The sequence below is a fragment of the Variovorax sp. SPNA7 genome (assembly GCF_033807855.1).
Taxonomy (GTDB): Bacteria; Pseudomonadota; Gammaproteobacteria; order Burkholderiales; family Burkholderiaceae_C; genus Variovorax; species Variovorax beijingensis.
This window is the reverse complement of record NZ_CP138513.1, coordinates 3,181,234-3,201,947: the sequence shown is the minus strand read 5'-3', so window position 1 is coordinate 3,201,947 and position 20,714 is coordinate 3,181,234. Positions and strand designations below refer to the sequence as shown.

The 20,714-nt window shown below is 67.6% G+C and carries 19 protein-coding genes; 7 read left to right on the top strand and 12 right to left on the bottom strand.

Annotated elements, in window-relative coordinates; translation table 11 throughout:
• The first annotated feature begins 119 nt into the window (after positions 1-119).
• From icd to sbcB, 5 genes are all read left to right on the top strand, one after another.
• On the top strand, positions 120-1,379 hold the full coding sequence (gene icd, locus RZE77_RS14990; protein WP_018904993.1) for an NADP-dependent isocitrate dehydrogenase: 1,260 nt from the start codon (positions 120-122) through the stop codon (positions 1,377-1,379).
• A gap of 305 nt (positions 1,380-1,684) precedes the next feature.
• Complete coding sequence (clpS, locus tag RZE77_RS14985) at positions 1,685-2,044, top strand: ATP-dependent Clp protease adapter ClpS (protein WP_012747757.1); 360 nt, start codon at positions 1,685-1,687, stop codon at positions 2,042-2,044.
• Positions 2,045-2,111: 67 nt separating this feature from the next.
• Positions 2,112-4,433, top strand: a complete 2,322-nt coding sequence (clpA, locus tag RZE77_RS14980; protein ID WP_124959522.1) for an ATP-dependent Clp protease ATP-binding subunit ClpA — start codon at positions 2,112-2,114, stop codon at positions 4,431-4,433.
• A gap of 109 nt (positions 4,434-4,542) precedes the next feature.
• Positions 4,543-5,988, top strand: coding sequence for a cardiolipin synthase (gene cls, locus RZE77_RS14975; RefSeq protein WP_319438156.1), 1,446 nt, complete (start codon positions 4,543-4,545; stop codon positions 5,986-5,988).
• Positions 5,989-7,428 (top strand): exodeoxyribonuclease I, encoded by a 1,440-nt coding sequence (gene sbcB, locus RZE77_RS14970; RefSeq protein ID WP_319438155.1) that lies wholly within the window; start codon positions 5,989-5,991, stop codon positions 7,426-7,428.
• A 4-nt stretch (positions 7,429-7,432) separates the two neighbouring features.
• Here the strand turns inward: sbcB and RZE77_RS14965 are convergent, their stop codons facing one another.
• The 12 genes from RZE77_RS14965 to RZE77_RS14910 all read right to left on the bottom strand — a co-directional run bounded on the left by RZE77_RS14965 (position 7,433) and on the right by RZE77_RS14910 (position 19,303).
• Positions 7,433-8,713 carry an amidohydrolase family protein gene (locus RZE77_RS14965; RefSeq protein WP_319438154.1) on the bottom strand — a complete coding sequence of 427 codons (1,281 nt, stop codon included), beginning with the start codon at positions 8,711-8,713 and terminating at the stop codon, positions 7,433-7,435.
• Positions 8,714-8,793: 80 nt separating this feature from the next.
• Complete coding sequence (locus tag RZE77_RS14960) at positions 8,794-9,249, bottom strand: hypothetical protein (RefSeq protein WP_319438153.1); 456 nt, start codon at positions 9,247-9,249, stop codon at positions 8,794-8,796.
• On the bottom strand, positions 9,249-10,172 hold the full coding sequence (locus tag RZE77_RS14955; protein ID WP_319438152.1) for an ABC transporter permease: 924 nt from the start codon (positions 10,170-10,172) through the stop codon (positions 9,249-9,251). Before RZE77_RS14955 ends, RZE77_RS14960 begins: the two co-directional genes overlap by 1 nt.
• Positions 10,169-11,230 carry an ABC transporter permease gene (locus RZE77_RS14950; RefSeq protein WP_319442362.1) on the bottom strand — a complete coding sequence of 354 codons (1,062 nt, stop codon included), beginning with the start codon at positions 11,228-11,230 and terminating at the stop codon, positions 10,169-10,171. Before RZE77_RS14950 ends, RZE77_RS14955 begins: the two co-directional genes overlap by 4 nt.
• Positions 11,230-12,831 carry an ABC transporter ATP-binding protein gene (locus RZE77_RS14945; protein WP_319438151.1) on the bottom strand — a complete coding sequence of 534 codons (1,602 nt, stop codon included), beginning with the start codon at positions 12,829-12,831 and terminating at the stop codon, positions 11,230-11,232. The genes RZE77_RS14950 and RZE77_RS14945 overlap by 1 nt, the downstream gene beginning before the upstream one ends.
• Positions 12,828-13,769 (bottom strand): 5'-methylthioadenosine/S-adenosylhomocysteine nucleosidase, encoded by a 942-nt coding sequence (locus RZE77_RS14940; RefSeq protein WP_319438150.1) that lies wholly within the window; start codon positions 13,767-13,769, stop codon positions 12,828-12,830. The genes RZE77_RS14945 and RZE77_RS14940 overlap by 4 nt, the downstream gene beginning before the upstream one ends.
• An 8-nt stretch (positions 13,770-13,777) precedes the next feature.
• Positions 13,778-14,782 carry a BMP family protein gene (locus RZE77_RS14935; RefSeq protein ID WP_319438149.1) on the bottom strand — a complete coding sequence of 335 codons (1,005 nt, stop codon included), beginning with the start codon at positions 14,780-14,782 and terminating at the stop codon, positions 13,778-13,780.
• Positions 14,783-14,852: 70 nt separating this feature from the next.
• A complete protein-coding gene (upp, locus tag RZE77_RS14930; protein WP_012747768.1) occupies positions 14,853-15,482 on the bottom strand; it encodes a uracil phosphoribosyltransferase in 630 nt (209 codons plus the stop codon).
• 38 nt (positions 15,483-15,520) lie between these two features.
• On the bottom strand, positions 15,521-16,936 hold the full coding sequence (locus RZE77_RS14925; RefSeq protein WP_319438148.1) for a URC4/urg3 family protein: 1,416 nt from the start codon (positions 16,934-16,936) through the stop codon (positions 15,521-15,523).
• Positions 16,933-18,285, bottom strand: a complete 1,353-nt coding sequence (locus tag RZE77_RS14920) for a GTP cyclohydrolase II (protein ID WP_319438147.1) — start codon at positions 18,283-18,285, stop codon at positions 16,933-16,935. The genes RZE77_RS14925 and RZE77_RS14920 overlap by 4 nt, the downstream gene beginning before the upstream one ends.
• A 116-nt stretch (positions 18,286-18,401) precedes the next feature.
• Entirely contained in the window at positions 18,402-18,869 is a 468-nt protein-coding gene (locus tag RZE77_RS14915) for a DUF6152 family protein (RefSeq protein ID WP_319438146.1), read from the bottom strand.
• A 14-nt stretch (positions 18,870-18,883) separates the two neighbouring features.
• Positions 18,884-19,303, bottom strand: a complete 420-nt coding sequence (locus tag RZE77_RS14910; protein WP_319438145.1) for a hypothetical protein — start codon at positions 19,301-19,303, stop codon at positions 18,884-18,886.
• A 213-nt stretch (positions 19,304-19,516) separates the two neighbouring features.
• Here RZE77_RS14910 and RZE77_RS14905 point away from each other — a divergent pair, with 213 nt between their 5' ends.
• Positions 19,517-20,065 carry a sigma-70 family RNA polymerase sigma factor gene (locus RZE77_RS14905; RefSeq protein ID WP_021007465.1) on the top strand — a complete coding sequence of 183 codons (549 nt, stop codon included), beginning with the start codon at positions 19,517-19,519 and terminating at the stop codon, positions 20,063-20,065.
• On the top strand, positions 20,062-20,703 hold the full coding sequence (locus RZE77_RS14900; protein ID WP_319438144.1) for a DUF1109 domain-containing protein: 642 nt from the start codon (positions 20,062-20,064) through the stop codon (positions 20,701-20,703). Before RZE77_RS14905 ends, RZE77_RS14900 begins: the two co-directional genes overlap by 4 nt.
• Positions 20,704-20,714: the final 11 nt, after the last annotated feature.

Genomic DNA, 20,714 nt, shown 5'->3' with positions numbered 1-20,714 from the left:
GATGGGTTGCGTCTAAAATGTACAGCGATTTGTTCGCGGGCTGTACAGCGATTCCCCATCGCTGTCTGAATTCGCAGACAGTCGTCCGAATTACGTCACTCCCGGAGTCATTCCCCCTCATGTCCAGCTACCAGCACATCAAAGTCCCGGCCGAAGGCCAGAAGATCACGGTCAACGCCGACAACTCGCTCAATGTGCCTGATCAGCCGATCATTCCCTTCATCGAAGGCGACGGCACGGGTCTGGACATCACCCCGGTGATGCTCAAGGTGGTGGATGCTGCAGTGGCCAAGGCCTACGGCGGCAAGAAGAAGATCCACTGGATGGAAGTCTATGCCGGCGAAAAGTCGACCAAGGTCTACGGCCCCGACGTCTGGCTGCCCGAGGAAACGCTGCACGCCGTGCGCGACTACGTGGTGTCCATCAAGGGCCCGCTCACCACGCCCGTCGGCGGCGGCATCCGTTCGCTGAACGTTGCGCTGCGCCAGGAACTCGACCTCTACGTCTGCCTGCGCCCCATCCAGTACTTCGAAGGCGTGCCCAGCCCGGTGCGCGAGCCGCACAAGACCAACATGGTCATCTTCCGCGAGAACTCGGAAGACATCTACGCCGGCATCGAGTTCGAAGCCGAAAGCGACAAGGCCAAGAAGCTCATCAAGTTCCTGCAGGACGAACTGGGCGTCAAGAAGATCCGCTTCCCCAACACTTCGGGCATCGGCGTCAAGCCCGTGTCGAAGGAAGGCACCGAGCGCCTCGTGCGCAAGGCGCTGCAGTACGCGGTCGACAACGACAAGCCCAGCGTCACCATCGTGCACAAGGGCAACATCATGAAGTTCACCGAAGGTGGCTTCCGTGACTGGGCCTACGCCCTGGCCGCCAAGGAATTCGGCGCCGAGCTGATCGACGGCGGTCCGTGGATGAAGTTCAAGAATCCCAGGACGGGCAAGGAAATCACCGTCAAGGACAGCATCGCCGACGCATTCCTGCAGCAGATCCTCCTGCGCCCCGCCGAGTACAGCGTGATTGCCACGCTCAACCTGAACGGCGACTACGTGTCTGACGCGTTGGCGGCCCAGGTGGGCGGCATCGGCATTGCCCCGGGCGCGAACCTGAGCGACACCGTCGCCATGTTCGAAGCCACCCACGGCACGGCGCCCAAGTACGCCGGCAAGGACTACGTGAACCCCGGTTCCGAAATCCTCTCGGCCGAAATGATGCTGCGCCACATGGGCTGGACCGAGGCGGCCGACCTGATCATCAGCTCGATGGAAAAGTCGATTGCCAGCAAGAAGGTCACCTATGACTTCGCCCGCCTGATGGACGGCGCCACGCAAGTGAGCTGCTCGGGCTTCGGCCAGGTCATGATCGACCACATGTAATTGCGCGAGCAGCGGCGCTCCGGCGCCGCCCAGCCAAGGCCCTCGAGATCACCCGGTCTCGAGGGCTTTTCTTCATCCGGCACGGCAAGGCGGGTCAGGTTGAGAAATGGAACACCTTGCTCCAAATACCCATTTTTTTCCGGGCGGGTGCCGCGTAATATTTACGCTGCAGCGCAGGCGAGAGGCAGATTTTTTTGCATCGTCTGTGGTGTCGTGCACGACGCAAGCCCCTTGATTTGTCGAATACGCGCCACCAAGTCTTCTTGCGCCGGCACGGTGCTTGCACGCTCTATAGAATCTTTTTTATGGCAACGAGAATTCCCAAGACTCCCAGTACTCCGCCGGCCCAGAAACCGGCCGGGGATGACGGAGATTCGGTCGTTCTGGAGCGGCGGCCGCAAAAAACCGCGCCGCCCCAGATGTACCAGGTCGTCATGCTGAACGACGACTACACGCCCATGGAGTTCGTGATCGTCGTGCTGCAGGAATATTTCAACAAGGATCGCGAAACCGCGACCCAGATCATGCTCAAGATCCACCTCGATGGCCGCGGCGTTTGTGGGGTCTATTCCCGCGATCTGGCGGCCACCAAGGTCAATCAGGTGATGGAGGCCGCGCACCAGGCCGGGCATCCGCTGCAGTGCGTCAGCGAGCCCATTGCGTGAACCAGTTGAATTGCACGCGCTCAAACCCATCTGAGAATTTATTTACAGCAAGGCAAAAGGAAATCACATGATTGCCCAGGAACTGGAAGTCAGCTTGCACATGGCCTTCGTCGAGGCCAGGCAGCAGCGCCACGAGTTCATCACCGTGGAGCATCTGTTGCTCGCTTTGCTGGACAACCCGAGCGCCGCAGAGGTCCTGCGCGCCTGCTCGGCCAACGTCGACGACCTGCGGGCGTCGCTCACCAACTTCATCAAGGACAACACGCCCCAGGTGGCGGGTACCGACGATGTAGACACCCAGCCGACGCTGGGTTTCCAGCGCGTGATCCAGCGCGCCATCATGCATGTGCAGTCCACCGGCAACGGCAAGAAGGAAGTCACCGGCGCCAATGTGCTGGTCGCGATCTTCGGCGAGAAGGACTCGCACGCCGTGTACTACCTCCACCAGCAGGGCGTGACCCGCCTGGACGTGGTGAACTTCATTGCCCACGGCATCAAGAAGAGCGATCCGCCCGAGGCTGTCAAGGGCAGCAGCGAATCGCCTTCGGGCGAGGGCGAAGAGGGCGGCGCCGAAAAGAACGAGAAGGCCTCGCCGCTCGAGCAGTTCACGCAGAACCTCAACCAGCTCGCCAAGGACGGCAAGATCGATCCGCTGATCGGCCGCGAATACGAGGTCGAGCGCGTGATCCAGATCCTGTGCCGCCGGCGCAAGAACAACCCGCTGCTGGTGGGTGAGGCCGGCGTGGGCAAGACCGCCATCGCCGAGGGCCTGGCCTGGCGCATCACGCAATCCGACGTGCCCGAGATCCTCGCCGAGGCGCAGGTCTACTCGCTCGACATGGGCGCACTGCTGGCCGGCACCAAGTACCGCGGCGATTTCGAGCAGCGCCTGAAGGGCGTGCTCAAGTCGCTCAAGGACAAGCCGAACGCGATCCTGTTCATCGACGAGATCCACACCCTGATCGGTGCGGGCGCTGCCTCGGGCGGCACGCTCGACGCGTCGAACCTGCTGAAGCCGGCGCTCTCGAGCGGCCAGCTCAAGTGCATCGGCGCCACCACCTTCAGCGAATACCGCGGCATCTTCGAGAAGGACGCGGCCCTGTCGCGCCGTTTCCAGAAGGTCGACGTGGTCGAGCCGACGGTGCAGGAAACCGTCGACATCCTGAAGGGCCTGAAGTCGCGCTTCGAAGAGCACCACGGCGTCAAGTACGCGGTGGCGGCCCTGCAGGCTGCGGCCGAGCTGAGCGCCAAGTACATCAACGACCGCCACCTGCCCGACAAGGCCATCGACGTGATCGACGAGGCCGGTGCTGCGCAGCGCATCCTGCCGGCGAGCAAGCGCAAGAAGACCATCAGCAAGACCGAGGTCGAGGACATTGTCGCGAAGATCGCGCGCATTCCCCCGGCCAACGTCAGCAACGACGACCGCGGCAAGCTGCAGACGATCGAGCGCGACCTCAAGAGCGTGGTGTTCGGCCAGGACAAGGCGCTCGAGGTGCTGGCTTCGGCCGTCAAGATGGCGCGCTCGGGCCTGGGCCGCGAGGACAAGCCGATCGGCTCGTTCCTGTTCAGCGGCCCCACCGGCGTCGGCAAGACCGAGGCGGCCAAGCAGCTGGCCTACATCATGGGCATCGAGCTGATCCGCTTCGACATGTCCGAGTACATGGAACGCCATGCGGTGAGCCGCCTGATCGGCGCGCCTCCGGGCTACGTCGGGTTCGACCAGGGCGGCCTCTTGACCGAAGCCATCACGAAGAAGCCGCACGCGGTGCTGCTGCTCGACGAAATCGAGAAGGCGCACCCGGACATCTTCAACGTGCTGCTGCAGGTCATGGACCACGGCACCCTGACGGACAACAACGGACGCAAGGCCGACTTCCGCAACGTGATCATCGTGATGACCACCAACGCGGGTGCCGAGACCATGAACAAGGCGACCATCGGCTTCACCAACCCGCGCCAGGCGGGCGACGAGATGGCCGACATCAAGCGCCTGTTCACGCCGGAGTTCCGCAACCGCCTGGACGCCACCGTGAGCTTCAAGGCGCTCGACGAGCAGATCATCCTGCGCGTGGTCGACAAGTTCCTGCTCCAGCTCGAAACGCAGCTGGCCGAGAAGAAGGTCGACGTCACGTTCAGCGACGGGCTGCGCAAGCACCTGGCGAAGAAGGGCTTCGATCCGCTGATGGGCGCCCGCCCGATGCAGCGCCTGATCCAGGACACGATCCGCCGTGCGCTGGCCGACGAGCTGCTGTTCGGACGCCTGATCGATGGCGGCCGCCTGTCGGTCGACATCGACGACAAGGGCGAAGTGCAGCTGGACATCCAGCCGCTGCCGAAGAAGGAAGGCAAGTCCAAGCCCGAAGCCGAAGAAGCTGCTGCTGGATAAGGCGGACCGGCAAAGCCGGTTCCGCACTGTTCCTGGCGGTACCCAAAAGGCCGGTAGCATTCGCTGCCGGCTTTTTTTTGGCCGGAATCTATCCGTACGCAGTTTCACTTTGATCCTCCCCGAGCTCAGTCAGGAATGGAAAACCGGCCTCTCTCTGGCCTGGAGCGGCTATATCGCCGTGCTGTCGGTCTGGATCGTGATGCAGAAGCGCGCGCCGGTGTCCACCATGAGCTGGATCCTGTCGCTCGCGCTGTTGCCGTTCGCGGGCTTCGTCATCTATTACTTCCTCGGGCCGCAGCGCCTGCGCAAGCAGCGCGTCAAGCGCCTGCGCAGCCGCGCCAGCGCGCACACCCAGGCCGACCTGGCGCGCTTGCGCGATGCGGCGCAGAACGCGCCCCCGGCGCTGCAGCAGATGGCGCGGCTGGGCACCGCGGCCTGCGGACTGCCGGTGTCCAGCGCGACGGGCGTGGCGCTGCTCTCGGGCGGTGCGCGCACCTTCGACGCCATCTTCGACGCGGTGCGTGCGGCACGCGACCACATCCATCTCGAGTACTACATCTTCGAGCCCGACAAGATCGGCACCGCGCTGCGCGACCTGCTGGTGGAGCGCGCACGGGAGGGCGTGTCCGTGCGCCTGCTGCTCGACGCGCTGGGTTCCAAGCGCATCGGCCGCAAGTTCATGGCGCCGCTGCATGCCGCGGGCGTGCAGGTTGCGCTCTTCCATGACACGCGCATCGGCCGCCGCCTGCGCCCGGTGACCAACTACCGCACCCACCGCAAGATCGTGGTGTGCGACGGCCGCGTGGGTTTTACCGGCGGCGTCAACATCACCGACGAGGAAGACAAGCGCACCCGGCCCGACGCCTACCATGACGTCCACCTGCGCATCGAGGGCAGCGCGGTGCGCTGGCTCCAGACCACCTTCCTGGAGGACTGGACCTATGCCACCGGCGAAGATCTCCGTGACATCGACCACCTGATGGGCGCCATGCTGCCGCAGGTCGAGGCCGGCGACATTCCCGTGCAGATCGTGACCAGCGGCCCCGACAACATGCTGGAACCGATCCACCGCATGCATGTGGAGGCGATCCATTCGGCGAGCGAGCGGGCCTGGCTCACAACACCGTACTTCGTGCCCGGCGAGCCCGCCATGATGGCGCTCACCAGCGCGGCGCTGCGCGGCGTGGACGTGCGCCTGCTGGTGCCGCGGCGCAGCGATTCGGCCATTGTGAGCGCGGCCGCGCGCTCCTACTTCGACGAGCTGATTGCGTCGGGAGTCAAGGTATGGGAGTACAAGGCGCGCATGCTGCATTCCAAGACCTTGGTGGTCGACGACCATTGCGCGATGATCGGTACCGCGAATTTCGACAACCGCAGCTTCAGGCTCAATTTCGAAGTGAGCGCGGTGGTCTACGGCCCCGAGCTGGCACGCCCCCTGGCTGCGCAGTTCGAGACCGACCTGCACAGCTCCGGCGCGGTGCGCGCCCATCGGCCGCAGAGTTTCTGGCGCCGCCTCGGCGACGCGATTGCACGATTGTTCTCTCCCTTGCTCTGAATGAACCACACCTTTCTCTGGCACGACTACGAAACCTTCGGCGCCGTGCCGCGCCGCGACCGGCCTTCGCAGTTCGCCGCCATCCGCACCGACGCCGAGCTCAACGAGATCGGCGAGCCGCTGATGATCTATTGCAAGCCGGCGCCCGACTACCTGCCCAGCCCCGAGGCCTGCCTGATCACCGGCATCACGCCCCAGCTCTGCCTGGAGCGCGGCATTCCCGAGCACGCCTTTGCCGCGCAGATCGAGAAGGCCTTCTCGCAGCCCGGCACCATCGGCGTGGGCTACAACACCATCCGCTTCGACGACGAGGTCACGCGCTTCCTGTTCTGGCGCAACCTCATCGACCCGTACGCCCGCGAATGGCAGAACGACTGCGGCCGCTGGGACCTGCTCGACGTGGTGCGCCTGACCTACGCGCTGCGGCCCGAGGGCATCGAGTGGCCGAAGAAGGAAGACGGCAAGCCCAGCTTCAAGCTCGAGGACCTGGCGCGCGCCAACGGCCTGCTGCACGAGTCCGCGCACGATGCGCTGTCCGACGTGCGCGCCACCATCGCGCTGGCGCGGCTCATTCGCGAACGCCAGCCCAAGCTCTTCGAATTCGCCTTCGGCCTGCACAAGAAGGACCGCGTCGCCAGCGAGCTCGGCCTGCCGGCCATGCGCGAGACGGCGCGGCCGTTCCTGCATGTGTCGGGCATGTTCCCGGTCGAGCGCGGCTGCCTCGGCGTGATGTGGCCGCTCGCGAGCCATCCGACCAACAAGAACGAACTGATCGCCTGGGACCTGGCCCATGACCCCAGCGAGCTGCGCGACCTCGACGTCGAGACCTTGCGCCTGCGCCTGTTCACGCGCACCGCCGACCTGCCCGAAGGCGTGGTCCGCCTGCCGGTCAAGGGCATCCACCTCAACAAGTCGCCCATGGTGGTCGGCAACCTGCGCACCCTGGCACCCGCGATGGCCGAGCGGTGGAACGTCGACCTCGATGCGGCGCTGCGCCACGCGGCCATTGCGCGCGACCTGCCCGACATGAGCGCCATCTGGTCGCAGGTGTATGCGCGGCCCAAGGAGGCAGTGCCCGATGTCGACGAAGACCTCTACGGCGGCTTCGTCGGCAACGGCGACCGGCGCCGCCTGAACCAGCTGCGCGCGCTGTCGCCCGAGGAGCTCGCCAAGGACCGCACCGGTTTCGACGACGGGCGGCTCGAGGAAATCCTCTTTCGCTACCGCGCCCGCAACTGGCCCGAGCTGCTCAGCCCGGAAGAAGCCGAACGCTGGGAGGCGCTGCGCGTCGCGCGGCTCTTCAAGGGCGAGGGCGGCGCGCGCACCATCGAGATGCTGTTCAGCGAAGTCGATGCGCTGTCCGAAACCGCGGACGAGCGGGGCGAGGAGATCCTGGGTGCGCTCTACGAGTACGCCGAGGCGATCGCGCCCGAAGCCTGAGACGCTAGGACTTGCGGCTCATCCAGCTGGTGGACTGCGCGCGGCCCGGCAAATGCAGCGTGGCCGTCGCGGCCGGCGTTTCCGCCAGCAGGCGCCCCTTGCGGAACACCTTGAGCCGCGTCGCGCGCAGCCGGATCGCCTCGACCGGATCGCGCGCCTGCAGCAGCACGAAGCTCGCGTCGCAGCCCGCCTCGAGACCGTAGCCTTCGAGGTGCATCACGCGCGCGGCGTTGGTGGTCACCGCGTCGAAGCACTGGCGGATGCCGGCCTGGCTGGTCATCTGCGCCACATGCAGGCCCATGTGCGCCACCTCGAGCATGTCGCCCGAGCCCATGCCGTACCACGGGTCCATCACGCAGTCGTGGCCGAAGGCGACGTTCACGCCGGCGGCCATCAGCTCGGGCACGCGCGTCATGCCGCGGCGCTTGGGATAGCTGTCGTGGCGGCCCTGCAGCGTGATGTTGATGAGCGGGTTGGAAACCACGCTGACGCCGCTCTGCGCGATCAGCGGCAGCAGCTTGCTCGCGTAGTAGTTGTCCATCGAATGCATCGAGGTGCAGTGCGAGCCCGTCACGCGGCCCTGCATGCCGAGGCGCCAGGTCTCGGCAGACAGGGTTTCGATGTGGCGCGAGAGCGGGTCGTCCGATTCGTCGCAATGCATGTCGACCAGCTTGCCGCGCTCGGCCGCCAGCTCCATCAGCAGCTTCACGCTGGCGGCACCATCGGCCATGGTGCGCTCGAAATGCGGAATGCCGCCGACCACGTCCACGCCCTTGTCGAGCGCGCGCTTCAGGTTGTCCACGCCGCCTGCCGAGCGCAGCACGCCATCCTGCGGAAAGGCCACGAGCTGCAGGTGAAGATAGGGCGCGACCTTGCGCTTGACCTCGAGCAGCGCATCGACAGCGAGCAGGCTCGGGTCGCTCGTGTCCACATGCGAGCGCACGGCCAGCAGGCCCTTGGCCACCGCCCAGTCGCAATATGCCAGCGCACGCTCGATGAGCGCCTCGGCCGTGAGCAGCGGCTTGAGCTCGCCCCACAGCGCAATGCCTTCGAGCAGCGTGCCGCTCTGGTTGATGCGCGGCAGGCCGTAGCTCAGCGTGGCATCCATGTGGAAGTGCGGATCGACGAAGTGCGGCGCAACGAGCAGGCCCTGGGCGTCGAGCTTTTCGAGCGCTAGCGCGTCGAGCCCGGCGGTGACTTCGGCGATGCGGCCGCCCTGCACGGCGATCGACATGTCCGAGCGGCCGTCGGGAAGGGTGGCGTTGGTGATCAGGAGGTCGAGCATCGTGAGGGTCTCCGAAGGCGAATGCGGGGATTTTCGGTCGCGCTGACGGCGCTGCGCGAGTGGCCGGGAAGGAAGTTCGCTCAGCGCGTGCGCTGCGCCCGAAACCGGTACTGGCCGGGCGCCGGACCCACCTCGATGGTCACGCGGCGCAGCTTGTCGTCATGGCCGGAGGTGGCGCGCGCCGTCACCACGATGCCGCGCGGCGTGGCGCGGCAGCCCAGATCGGCAAGGGCGATTTCCGCATGGTCGTTGCCGAGTTCGGCGATGGCGGCGGTGTGCGCGGCATGCAGGCTGCCGTTGGCGTCGCGCGCCATCCACTGCACATAGAGAAAGGACTGGGCGTATTGGTCGGCATGGACCACGCGGTAGGTGCCCTGGCGGTTCGGTCCCCAGGTGCCGCACAGTTGCACCCAGCTGACCGCGTCGGGCGTCTTGAAGCTGTCGTAGCTGTAGTCGCTGCCGAGTGCGCATGCGCTCGTGCCGCCAAGCGACAGCAACACAGCCGCGAGCAGGGTGGCAGCGCTTGTCTTGGTCATCAGCGCTCCCCCTTGCGGTAGGGTTTCATCAGCGCCTGCGGATAGCTGGCCTTGCGTGCCACCAGCACCAGCGCGAGGATCGACAGCAGGTACGGCAGCATCAGGTAGATCTGGTAGGGCAGCACGGCATCGCCCGATTGTTGCAGCCGCAGCTGCAGCGCATCGAAGAATGCGAACAGCAGCGCGCCGAGCAAGGCCTTGCCCGGCCGCCACGAGGCAAACACCACCAGCGCCACGCAGATCCAGCCGCGGCCGTTCACCATGTTGAAGAAGAAGGCGTTGAAGGCCGAGAGCGTGAGGAAGGAGCCGGCCACGCCCATCAGCGCCGAGCCCGCCACGATGGCGCCGGTGCGCGTGGCCGCGACCGACACGCCCTGGCTCTCGGCCGCCTGCGGGTTCTCGCCCACCATGCGCACCGCGAGTCCGAGCGGCGTGCGGTACAGCACCCAGGCGATGGCCGGCACCAGCAGCAGCGCGAACAGCGTGAGCGCGGTCTGCGCATTGAGGATGGGCACCGGCAGCCACTCCATCGGTGCGAAGGGCGTGATGGTCGGCGGCGTGTTCACCTTCGGAAAGCTCACGCGGTAGCCGAAGTAGCTGAGCGCGGTGGCCAGCAGCGTGATGCCCAGCCCCGAGACGTGCTGCGACAGCGCCAGTCCCACCGTGAGAAAGGCATGCAGCAGCCCGAACACCATGCCGGTGAGCGCGGCCACGCCGACGCCGGCCCAGAGCGGCGCGCCGGCATACACCGCGAGCCAGCCGGTGAAGGCGCCCGCGACCATGATTCCCTCGATGCCGAGGTTGAGCACGCCCGCGCGCTCGCACAGCAGCACGCCGAGGGTGCCGAGGATCAGCGGCGTGGCGATGCGCAGCACCGCGACCCAGAACGCCGGATTGGCGAGGATGTCGAGCAGGTCGGTCATTTCACCCGCACCCGGTATTGCGTCAGCAGCGTCGCCACCAGCACCGCGACCAGCGAGGCCGCGACGATCACGTCGGCGATGTAGGTTGGCACGCCCACGGCGCGGCTCATGGTGTCGGCGCCGACCAGCACGCCGGCCACGAACACACCCGCGGCGATCACGCCCAGCGGATGCAGGCCCGCGAGCATCGCGATCACGATGCCGGTGTAGCCGTAGCCCGGCGACATGTCGAGCGTGACATAGCTGGTGCGGCCCGCCACTTCGATGGCACCCGCAAGGCCGGCCAGCGCACCCGAGAGCAGCGCCACCACCACCACCGTGCGCGTCACCGGCACGCCGGCAAAGGCGGCGGCGCGCGCATTGGCACCCACGGCGCGGATGTCGAAGCCCAGCACCGTGTACTTGAAGATCGCCCACACCATCACCGCGAGCGACACGGCCCAGACGAGCCCGGTGTGCACGCGCGTCTGCGCGACCAGCTTGCCGAGCTCGAGCTCGGACTGCAGCGACACGCTCTGCGGCCAGCCCATGGCGCTCGGGTCCTTTATCGGCCCGTCGAGCAGCGCCGACACGCCGAGCAGCACGATGAAGTTGATCAGCAGCGTGGTCACCACCTCGTCGACGCCGAGCCTGTTCTTCATGAGCGCCGGGCCGAGCAGCAGCAGGGCGCCCGCCGCGGCGGCGGCCAGCATCATCAGCGGGAACAGCAGCCAGGGCGGCAGCTCGAAGCCGGTGCCGCCATGCATGCCGCCCACGGCCACGGCCGCGAGGGCGCCGGCGAACAGCTGCCCTTCGGCGCCGATGTTGAAAAGCCGCGCCTTGAAGGCGACGGTCGCGGCCAAGCCGGTGAGGATCAGTGGAATGGCGCGCGTCAGCGTTTCGCTCCACGCGAACACCGAGCCGAAGCCGCCCTGCAGTAACAATGCGTAGGTGCGGCCGACCGGTGCGCCGGCCCAGAGCACGAGCAGCGCGCTCACCACCATGGTGAAGGCCACTGCGCCGATGGGTGCCAGCACCAGTGCGGCGCGCGAGCTTTGGTGGCGCCGTTCGAGCCGCATCATGGCGTGGCCCCTGCGCGTTGCTGCTGCGGCGGCGCCGCCGCGCCGGCCATCGCCAGCCCGATGGCTTCGCGCGTCCATGCCGCGGCCGGGCGCGCTTCGCCGAGCTGGCCGCCATGCATCACGGCCACGCGGTCGCCGAGCGCGAGCACTTCGTCGAGGTCGTCGGAAATCACCAGCACCGCCGCACCGGCATCGCGCGCGGCAATCAGCTGCTGCTGCACGTAGGCGACGGCGCCGATGTCGAGGCCCCAGGTCGGCTGGTGCGCGACGATCAGGCGCGGCGCGCGCGTCGGGTATTTCTTGTTCTCTGCGTCTTCTTCGTCCTGCTCGGGCGCCAGCAGCGCGCGCCCGAGGATCAGCTTCTGCATGTTGCCGCCCGAAAGCGAACGGGCCGGCGCCATCAGCCCCGCGCCGCGCACGTCGAACGCCTTTTCGATGCGCCGTGCATGCAGCCGCGCGGCCGCACGCCGCACGAACCAGGACCAGCGCGAGAAGACCGGGCTGCGCAGCCGCTCCGACACCGCGTTCTCCCACACCGGCAAGTCGCCGACCACGCCGACCGCGTGTCGGTCCTCGGGGATGCGCGCGACGCCGCGCTGCACCAGCCGGGCGGGCGAGGGCGGCAGCGCGCGGCCCATCAGCAGGGCCGTGCCCGAGGTGGCGCGGCGCGTGCCGCACAGCAGTTCGGCCAGCGCCACCTGGCCGTTGCCCGAGACGCCCGCGATGGCGGTGATTTCGCCGGCGCGCAGCGTGAGCGACACCTCGCGCAGCCGGTTCTGTCCCTGGTCCTTGTCCGACGCCGTGCTCACATGGTCGAGCACGCAGACCGCGTCGCCCACCGACCTGGCGGGCCGGCGCTGCGGCGCCTCCACCGCATGCCCGACCATCCAGAGTGCGAGCTGCGCCTGCGTGGTCTCGGCGGTGCGCGCCTCGGCCACCAGCTTGCCGCCGCGCAGCACCGCAATACGCTGCGACACGCGCAGCACCTCGCCCAGCTTGTGGCTGATGAAGATCACCGACAGGCCCTGCGCGACCATTTGCGCGAGCGTGGCGAACAGGGCTTCGCTTTCCTGCGGCGTGAGCACGGCGGTCGGCTCGTCGAGGATCAGGATGCGCGCGCCGCGGTACAGCGCCTTCAGGATCTCGACGCGCTGCCGCTCGCCGACCGAGAGGCTGCCGATCTTCGCGTCGGGCTGCACCGGCAGGCCGAAGCGCCGTGCCACCTCGAGCAGCTTCGCGCGTGCGGCCGCCCGGCGCGAGACCGGGCGCCAGAGCGGCTCGGTGCCCATCATCACGTTGTCGAGCACGCTGAGGTTGTCGGCCAGCGTGAAGTGCTGGTGCACCATGCCCACGCCCGCGGCCAGCGCCGCCTTGGGATTGCCCGGCGGCAGCGGCGCGCCGAAGACTTCGATGCTGCCTTCGTCCGCGACGTAGTGGCCGAACAGGATGGACATGAGCGTCGACTTGCCGGCGCCGTTCTCGCCCAGCAGCGCGAGCACTTCGCCCGCCTGCAGGTCGAGCGAGATGGCGTCGTTGGCGACGAGGGTGCCGAAGCGCTTGGTGATGCCCTGCAGGCGCAGAACAGGAGCGCCGGTCACTTCCACGCAGCCAGGAACGCCAGCATCACCTTGGCCGAGTTGTCGGCCGCAATGCCCATGAAGGTGCCCATCTCGTTCTCGCCTTCGCCGCCGCCCGCCAGGTCGCTGAGGGAGCGGAAGGCGATGTAGGGCACGCCGTTGCTGTAGGCCACCATGCCCACGGCCGCCGTTTCCATGTCGAGCACGTTGGCCTGGAAGGTCTTGTAGGTGTATTCGCGGTAGGCCTTGTTGTCCATGAAGGCCTGGCCCGAGACGCCGTTGCCGCCGATGACCAGCTGGGGCTTGCGCGCCAGGCACTTGCCGGCGCTGCAGTTCGCGAGGTCGACGCTGCGGATGCTGCGCGCCACCTCGAGCATCTTCGGGTCGGCCTCGAACCAGAACTTGCGCACGATCTGCGGATGCGCCGCGGAGCGCACTTCCACCGGGCGCGGATGCATCATGCCGAAGTTGGGCAGCGTGGCGTCGGTGATGAAGGGCGGCGCGATGAACTTGCCCGGCGCGGTTTCGCGCGCCATCAGCACCTCGAGGTACTGGCCCCATTGCGCGGGCACCGTGACGTCGCCCACATGCAGCTGCGGGTTCACGCCGCCCGCGATGCCGCTGAACACGATGTGGGTGACGCGAAAGCGGTCGAGCACCAGCTGCGTGTTCATCGTCGCGTTGGTCATGCTGATGCCGGAGAGGAACAGCACGACCGGCTTGCCTTCGAGCGTGCCGGTGGTGAACTCGACGCCGTTGACGCTGTGCTTCGCCGGCCGCTGGAGCCGGTTCAGCAGCAGCGTGAGCTCGGGCTGGAAGGCCGAGATCACCGCGATGCGCGGCGTGTCGTCCAGCCGCACGCTGCGGTCGGCGGCGGGACTCTTGTAGACACCGGCACAGCCGGCCAGGCCGAAGGCCAGCACGCCGGCCGTGAGAAGAGAACGCCAGCGCATCGTCATCGGCCCCTTCACTTCGCGGTCGACTTGGGCTGCGAGTCGTCGACCTTGATGGTGACCTTGCCCGCGAGGATGTCGGCCTGCTTGGCCTTGACCTTGGCGACGATGTCCGCCGGCACCTTCTTCTCGAAGGTGCCCAGCGGCGCGAGTTCGGAGCCCTTGTGCTTCATCATCGAGTAGGGGCCGTAGTCCTCGGCGGTGAACTTGCCTTCCTTCACGAGCTTGATCGCGCGGTCGGCCGAAGGCTCGAAGTTCCACAGCGCCGAAGCCACCACCGTATCGGGGTACTGCGCCTGCGTGTCGATCACGTTGCCGATGGCGAGCTTGCCTTTTTCCTTGGCCGCGTCCGAGACGCCGAAGCGCTCGGCGTACATCACGTCTGCCCCCTTGTCGATCATCGCGAAGGCCGCTTCCTTGGCCTTGGGTGGATCGAACCAGCTGTTGATGAAGCTCACGCTGAATTCGACCTTGGGGTTGGTTTCCTTCGCGCCCGCCATGAAGGCGTTCATGAGCCGGTTCACCTCGGGAATCGGAAAGCCGCCGACCATGCCGATGCGGTTGGTCTTGGTCATGCCGCCGGCCACCATGCCGCTCAGGTAGGCCGGCTCCTGGATGTAGTTGTCGAACACGCTGAAGTTGGGTGCCTGCGGCTTGAGCGAAGAGCCCATGAGAAAGGCGACCTTCGGAAAGTCCTTCGCGACCTTGCGCGCCGCCGCTTCCACGCCGAACACCTCGCCGAGGATCAACTGGTTGCCGCCGGTGGCGTACTCGCGCATCACGCGCTCGTAGTCGGCGTTGCTGACGTTCTCGGTGGCCTTGTATTCGATCTCGCCGCGCGCCTCGGCCGCCTTGAGCGCCTTGTGGATGCGGCCCACCCATTGCTGCTCGAAGGGCACGGTGTACACCGCCGCCACCTTGAGCTTGGCCTGCGCGAGCGCGAGGCTCGGCGCGCCGGCCGCAAGCGCTGCTGCGGCAATGGCGGCGGAACGAATGATCAACTGACGGCGTGCTGTCACGGTGCTTCTCCTCGAGGTATGGAAATCTTCTTGTCGCTGCCCGAGGGACAGCGTGTCGGCCGCCGGGGCCTCACTTGGTGCCGAAAATCCTGTCGCCGGCGTCGCCCAGCCCGGGCAGGATGTACCCATGGCTGTTGAGCTCCCGGTCGATCGCGGCGGTGTAGACCGGCACGTCGGGGTGGGCCTTCTGCATGGTGGCCAGGCCTTCGGGGCAGGTGAGCAGGCAGACGAACTTGATCGACTTGGGATTGAGCTCCTTGAGCCGCTCGACTGCGGCCACCGCCGAGTTGCCGGTGGCCAGCATCGGGTCGACCACGATCACGTCGCGGTTCTCCATTTCGCCGGGCATCTTGAAGTAGTACTCGACGGCCGTGAGCGTCTTGGGGTCGCGGTACAGGCCGATGTGGCCGACGCGAGCGCCCGGCACCACGGTGAGCATGCCGTCCAGGATGCCGGTGCCCGCGCGCAGGATCGACACCAGCACCAGCTTCTTGCCGTCGATGACCTTGGCCTGCATGGTTTCGAGCGGGGTCTCGACCTCGATGTCCTGCATCGGCATGTCGCGCGTGACCTCGTAGGCCATGAGCATGCTGATTTCGTTCAGGAGCCGGCGGAAGCTGTTGGTGGAGGCGTCCTTGCGGCGCATCAGCGTGAGCTTGTGCTGGACGAGGGGGTGGTCGACGAGGTGGACGTTGCTCATTGGATTTTTTTCTGCCGTTGCTGAATGGACCCGCGAGTCTAAAAGACGGTGCCGTCGCTTTCGATCAGGAGCGGCGGCGATCCGTCACGCAAGCGCTGTGCCAGCACGCGGCCCGCGGCCCAGGTGCCGCCCTCGAGCACGCAGGCCAGCGGCAGCTCTTCCGCGGTGCGGTCGAGGATCTTGCGCACGCGCGGCGCCAGTTCGTCGAGCAGCGCCACGGTGAGGGCACGCCATTCGACGATGAACTCGTCGCCGGCTTTCCAGGTGCGCGAAAGAAAGGCCGGGTCCTTCGGCACGACCACGCCGCTGTCGATCAGCAGGCCGCCGTTGCGGTATTCGGGCAAAGCGGTGAGCGCGTCGAGGTGGCGCACCTTCACGCCGGCCCGCTCGAAGGGTTCGAGCAGCGAGTAGGTCAGCCATTGCGACAGCTTGTGGAACGGCATCCAGCCGTTGGTGAGGCCCGGGCCGCGCACCGCGCTGTGGCGCCAGCAGTCGCCCAGCGCGAGCGCCGGGTCGCTCGAGCCGATGCCGCCCGTGGTGTCGCTGCCGTCGAGCGCGATGCTGTCGATGGCGTTGGCCGAGGGCCAGATGCGCGAGAGCGTCTCGAGCAGCAGCGAGAGGATCTGGTGCGCGGTGATCTCGGCCGTGGGCGGCGCGGCCGCGCCGAACGGGGCGACCAGCGCATCGAACATGCCGGCGGGCCGGCCCTCGTCGCCGAAGGTCTCGGGCTGCTCGCTCATCGCCTCGCCGAGCCGGCGCAGCAGCACCGCGCGGCCGGCCAGGCCCACCAGCGGATTGACGTCGCTGACCTGGAAGGCGTCGCCGAGCCGGTCGGTCACCAGGCCGCGCAGGCCGGCGGCATCGGCCTGCAGCGGATGGTTGGGGTTGGACGAGAACAGCCCGCTCGTGAAGGCATGGAAGCTTGCAATGGCCAGGCCCTCGGAGCGCGTGAAGCGCTCGCCGGTGGCGGGCTCGGTGTAGTGCCAGCCGGGGCCGGCGCCGGCATCGAGCAGCACGCTCACCAGCACGAGGTCGATGTGCGCGCTGGCGCGCTGCCGGGCATCGACACGCTTGCCGAGCAAATCGTCGAGTTGCTTCAGCCGGTCGACGCCGCCGGCTTCGAAGTGGCGCCAGCGACTGTGGTACGGGATGGTGTCCCAGGGATAGCGTTCGCGCGTGACTTCGGCGACGGTGCGCGCCGCGTCTTCGAGCACGTCGCTGCCGGCGATGCGGAACCACTGCGACTCGCCCCGGCGCGCGCGCGCCAGCAGGGCGGCCGCGCGCTCGCGGATGGCGGCGGTGGTGCGCAGCACCGTGGCGGCGCCTGCGGGATGGCTGGTGTCGGGAGCGAACTCGATCGCCGGATCGATCTCGCCCGCGCTGCCCGGCGGCAGGCTGCCCGAGCCGTCGGCGGGCAGGTAGTCGCTGCTGCTGTTTTGCTTGGTGTCGCTCATTCGCTCAATCCCCGGCCCTTGGCCTTCTTGAGTTCCTCGGCATCCGGCACCGGGCCGGGCGTGAAATAGCCGGCGGCCATCTTGGCGTCCATCTCGACGCGGGCGTCGGCCGGAATCAGTTCGTCGGGAATGTTCACGCGCTCGCCGATCTCGATGCCCGAACCGGTGATGGCGTCGAACTTCATGTTGCTCATCGACACGAGCCGATGGATCTTCCTGATGCCGAGCCAGTGGAAGACGTCGGGCATCAGCTCCTGGAAGCGCATGTCCTGCACGCCGGCCACGCACTCGGTGCGCGCGAAATACTGGTCGGCCGTGTCGCCGCCCACCTGGCGCTTGCGCGCGTTGTAGACCAGGAACTTGGTCACTTCGCCGAGCGCGCGGCCCTCCTTGCGCGAGTAGGCGATGAGGCCCACGCCGCCGCGCTGCGCACCCTGGATGCATTCCTCGATGGCGTGCGTGAGGTAGGGGCGGCAGGTGCAGATGTCGGAGCCGAACACGTCGGAACCGTTGCATTCGTCGTGGATGCGTGCCGTCAGTTCGACCTCGGGGTTGGCCAGGTCGCGCGGATTGCCGAAGATGTAGAGCGTCTGCCCGCCGATGGGCGGCAGGAACACCTCGAGGTCGGAACGCGTGACGAGTTCGGGGTACATGCCGCCGGTCTCTTCGAACAGCGTGCGGCGCAGGTCGGTTTCGGAGCAGCCGAAGCGCCGCGCCACTTCGGGCAGGTACCACACGGGCTCGATGGCGGCCTTGGTCACCATGGCTGCGCCGCCGGCGGTGAGAAAGTGGCCGTCGGCCTTGAGGCGGCCGCTCTGCAGCGCCTCGATCACCTCGGGCAGGATCACGTGGGCCTTGGTGATCGCGATGGTCGGGCGGATGTCGTAGCCCGCCGCCAGCTCGGTGGAGAACACATCGGCCACCAGCGCGCCCCAGGGGTCGAGCGAAACGATGCGCCCGGGCTCGCTCCACTGCGGGTACGGGCCGATCACGTCGGTGGGCGCGGTGTTGGTCAGGTCGGCCTTGTGCTCGCGCTTGAGGGCGCCGGCCGCCACGGCCAGCGCGCGATAGACGCTGTAGGAGCCGCTGTGCGTGCCGATGACGTTGCGATGCGCCCGCTTCGTGGTGGTGCCGACCACGGGCCCGCGCTCGGCGGCGGTGGCCGCGCCCCAGCGGATGGGCAACGCGCCGAAGCCGCCGGCATGGGAGGTCAGCCGGATGTGGCCGGTCGACGAGGAAGGATGGAGCGGGGGAAGGGGTGAGACGGGGATCGCTGAAGTCGCAGGGACGGCGGGGATCGCGGAAATCTCGGGAATTTCAGAAGGGGTCGCTGTGCTATCTGCGGACATTGGAGGCCCTCAAAAAATGCAATGTACCGATCACTCGCGCGGCTGGCAAGCAGGGCGCGAAGGTCGTCAATGCCGCCGGGGGGCCGCGGCGATGGCCGCCGCGGCCGGTGCGCCGATCAGGCCGGCGAGGACCGCAGTCCGTAGGCCTTGCCGCCGACGAACAGGTATTCGGCGCGCAGCACCGGATCGCCTTTTTCGCCGGTGAAGGTGAAGCCCAGCGCGGCCACCGGGGTGCCGGGCTTGATCTCCTCGACCCCCCAGGCCTGCAGCCGCGTGAGCGGCGCCAGCTCGACCAGCCACTTGCGGTCGCGCCGCGTCGGCAGCTGCGCCTTGGCCAGCAGCGCGGGGCCGTCGACGTTCGCGCTTTGCCTGGGCAGCGGACGCTGCTTCAGGTCGGCCGGTAGGGAGGGGTTTTCGGACAGCTCGAGCTCCACCTCGCCATGCGGATTGCGCCACATGACCTTGGTCGCGCGCCCCTCCAGGTAGAGCGGGCGGTCCTGGTCGAAGCTGCTCCATCCATGGTGCGCCCAGGAGGGCAGGGCCAGGCCCAGCGAACCGGCAACGAACAAGCGTCTCTCAATCATCTCGGTCTCCTTGCTCAGACGTAGGCAATCCAACGCCCGCAGATGATGACAGCGAGCCAAAACCCCAACGACAGCAGGCATTGCACCCTGGACATCGCGCCGGTGGCGGCCAGGCCGCCTCGAACATGGAACCAGACGGCATTGGCGCCCGCCAGGCCGATCAGGAACAGCTTGATGCGAAAGGCGGAATTGGCCAGCAGCTCGCCGGGCTGCGTCGAAAACATCGTGAGGCCGGTGGCGGCGCACAGCCCGAAGCCGACGAGCGCCGGCAGCAGCGTCAGGTGTGCCAACTGCCTTTGCGGCAACTCCCGGCCCAGGCCGAGCACGCGCAATTCGAACACCAGCAGCCCGCCGAACAGCAGCGCGATGCCGACGATGTGCACCGTCTCCAGCGCCGGGTAGGCCCAGGGATGCGAAACCAGTCCGGCCAGCATCGGCGTCAGCTCCGGGCGGCGGACGGTTCAGGGGCACGAAGGCACGGGCTGGCAGGTTGCATGGGGCGCTCCTTCCATGGGTTCGGGCGAGCTTAGCCGAGGACGCCTCCGGCGTCTGCGCCGGGCACGGCACAATCCGGCGGGATCTTTTTTCCGAAAGGGCTGTAACCAGCCGGTCCGATGGCACGAAACACAATGGACAGCAGTTCGCGAATGAGCGACGCCGAAGCCGCGCTGCGCAGCCTGTTCCTGCGCGGCCTCGACGGCGACGCCGCCGCTTATCGCGAATTTCTGCAAAAACTCAGCGCGCATCTGCGCGCCTTTCTGGGCAAGCGCCTGTTCGGCTGGCCCGATGAAGTGGAAGACCTTGTCCAGGAATGCCTGCTCGCCATGCACAACCAGCGCCACACCTACCAGAGCGACCAGCCGCTGACGGCCTGGGTGCATGCGATTGCGCGCTACAAGATGATCGACCTGCTGCGCGCCAAGTCCGCGCGCGAAGCGCTGCATGACCCGCTGGACGACGACCTGGCGGTGTTCGCCGAATCGGCCATCGACGCCAGCGATGCGCGGCGCGACCTGGGCGGCCTGCTGCAGACCCTGCCGGAACGCCAGCGCCTGCCGATCGTGCACGTGAAGCTCGAAGGCCTCTCGGTGGCCGAGACGGCAAGCCTGACCGGCATGTCCGAATCGGCCGTGAAGGTGGGCATCCACCGCGGACTCAAGGCGCTTGCCGCCAGGCTCAGGAGCAAGGCGCCATGAAAACCGACGATCTCGTGGCCATGCTGGCGACCGGCGCCACGGCCGCGCCGCGCCGCGCCGCAGGGCGCCGCCTGGTGCTTGCGCTGACCGCCGGGCTGCCCCTGTCGTTCGCGATCCTGTTCACCGAATACGGATTGCGCCGCGACCTGGTGCAAGCCATGTTCTGGCCGATGTTCTGGATCAAGGTGCTGTTTCCGCTGTGCATTGCGGCGGCCGCCTTCGTGGCGGTGCAGCGCCTCGCGCGGCCGGGCGTGCCGGTGCGGCGCGCCTGGATCGGCATTGCGGTGCCGGTGCTTGCCGTGTGGGTGATGGCGGCGCTGGCCTGGTTCAACGCGCCGGCCGAAGAGCGCATGCCCTTGCTCATGGGCGAGTCGTGGCGCGTTTGCGCGCTCAGCATCGGGCTCATGGCGCTGCCGGTCTTCGCGGCGGCACTGCTGGCCCTGAAGGGGCTGGCGCCCACGCGGCCGGCACTGGCCGGTGCGGCCGCCGGCGCGCTGGCCGGCGGGGTGGGTGCGGCGGTCTACGCGCTGCACTGCGTGGAATTGACGGCACCTTTCCTCGCGGTCTGGTACGTGAGCGGCATCGCGCTCCCCGTGCTGGCGGGCGCCGTGCTCGGACCGCGCCTGCTGCGCTGGTAGCCGTCAGCGGC

What these genes read in the sequence shown, in the direction of transcription:
- clpS (WP_012747757.1), top strand. Translation starts at nt 1,685, where the DNA reads ATGGCAACGAGAATTCCCAAGACTCCCAGTACTCCGCCGGCCCAGAAA.
- RZE77_RS14925 (WP_319438148.1), bottom strand. Translation starts at nt 16,936, where the DNA reads ATGAGCGACACCAAGCAAAACAGCAGCAGCGACTACCTGCCCGCCGAC.
- RZE77_RS14960 (WP_319438153.1), bottom strand. Translation starts at nt 9,249, where the DNA reads ATGACCAAGACAAGCGCTGCCACCCTGCTCGCGGCTGTGTTGCTGTCG.
- RZE77_RS14955 (WP_319438152.1), bottom strand. Translation starts at nt 10,172, where the DNA reads ATGACCGACCTGCTCGACATCCTCGCCAATCCGGCGTTCTGGGTCGCG.
- RZE77_RS14905 (WP_021007465.1), top strand. Translation starts at nt 19,517, where the DNA reads ATGAGCGACGCCGAAGCCGCGCTGCGCAGCCTGTTCCTGCGCGGCCTC.
- sbcB (WP_319438155.1), top strand. Translation starts at nt 5,989, where the DNA reads ATGAACCACACCTTTCTCTGGCACGACTACGAAACCTTCGGCGCCGTG.
- RZE77_RS14950 (WP_319442362.1), bottom strand. Translation starts at nt 11,230, where the DNA reads ATGCGGCTCGAACGGCGCCACCAAAGCTCGCGCGCCGCACTGGTGCTG.
- RZE77_RS14900 (WP_319438144.1), top strand. Translation starts at nt 20,062, where the DNA reads ATGAAAACCGACGATCTCGTGGCCATGCTGGCGACCGGCGCCACGGCC.
- RZE77_RS14920 (WP_319438147.1), bottom strand. Translation starts at nt 18,285, where the DNA reads ATGTCCGCAGATAGCACAGCGACCCCTTCTGAAATTCCCGAGATTTCC.
- upp (WP_012747768.1), bottom strand. Translation starts at nt 15,482, where the DNA reads ATGAGCAACGTCCACCTCGTCGACCACCCCCTCGTCCAGCACAAGCTC.
- clpA (WP_124959522.1), top strand. Translation starts at nt 2,112, where the DNA reads ATGATTGCCCAGGAACTGGAAGTCAGCTTGCACATGGCCTTCGTCGAG.
- RZE77_RS14915 (WP_319438146.1), bottom strand. Translation starts at nt 18,869, where the DNA reads ATGATTGAGAGACGCTTGTTCGTTGCCGGTTCGCTGGGCCTGGCCCTG.
- RZE77_RS14940 (WP_319438150.1), bottom strand. Translation starts at nt 13,769, where the DNA reads ATGACGATGCGCTGGCGTTCTCTTCTCACGGCCGGCGTGCTGGCCTTC.
- icd (WP_018904993.1), top strand. Translation starts at nt 120, where the DNA reads ATGTCCAGCTACCAGCACATCAAAGTCCCGGCCGAAGGCCAGAAGATC.
- RZE77_RS14965 (WP_319438154.1), bottom strand. Translation starts at nt 8,713, where the DNA reads ATGCTCGACCTCCTGATCACCAACGCCACCCTTCCCGACGGCCGCTCG.
- RZE77_RS14910 (WP_319438145.1), bottom strand. Translation starts at nt 19,303, where the DNA reads ATGCTGGCCGGACTGGTTTCGCATCCCTGGGCCTACCCGGCGCTGGAG.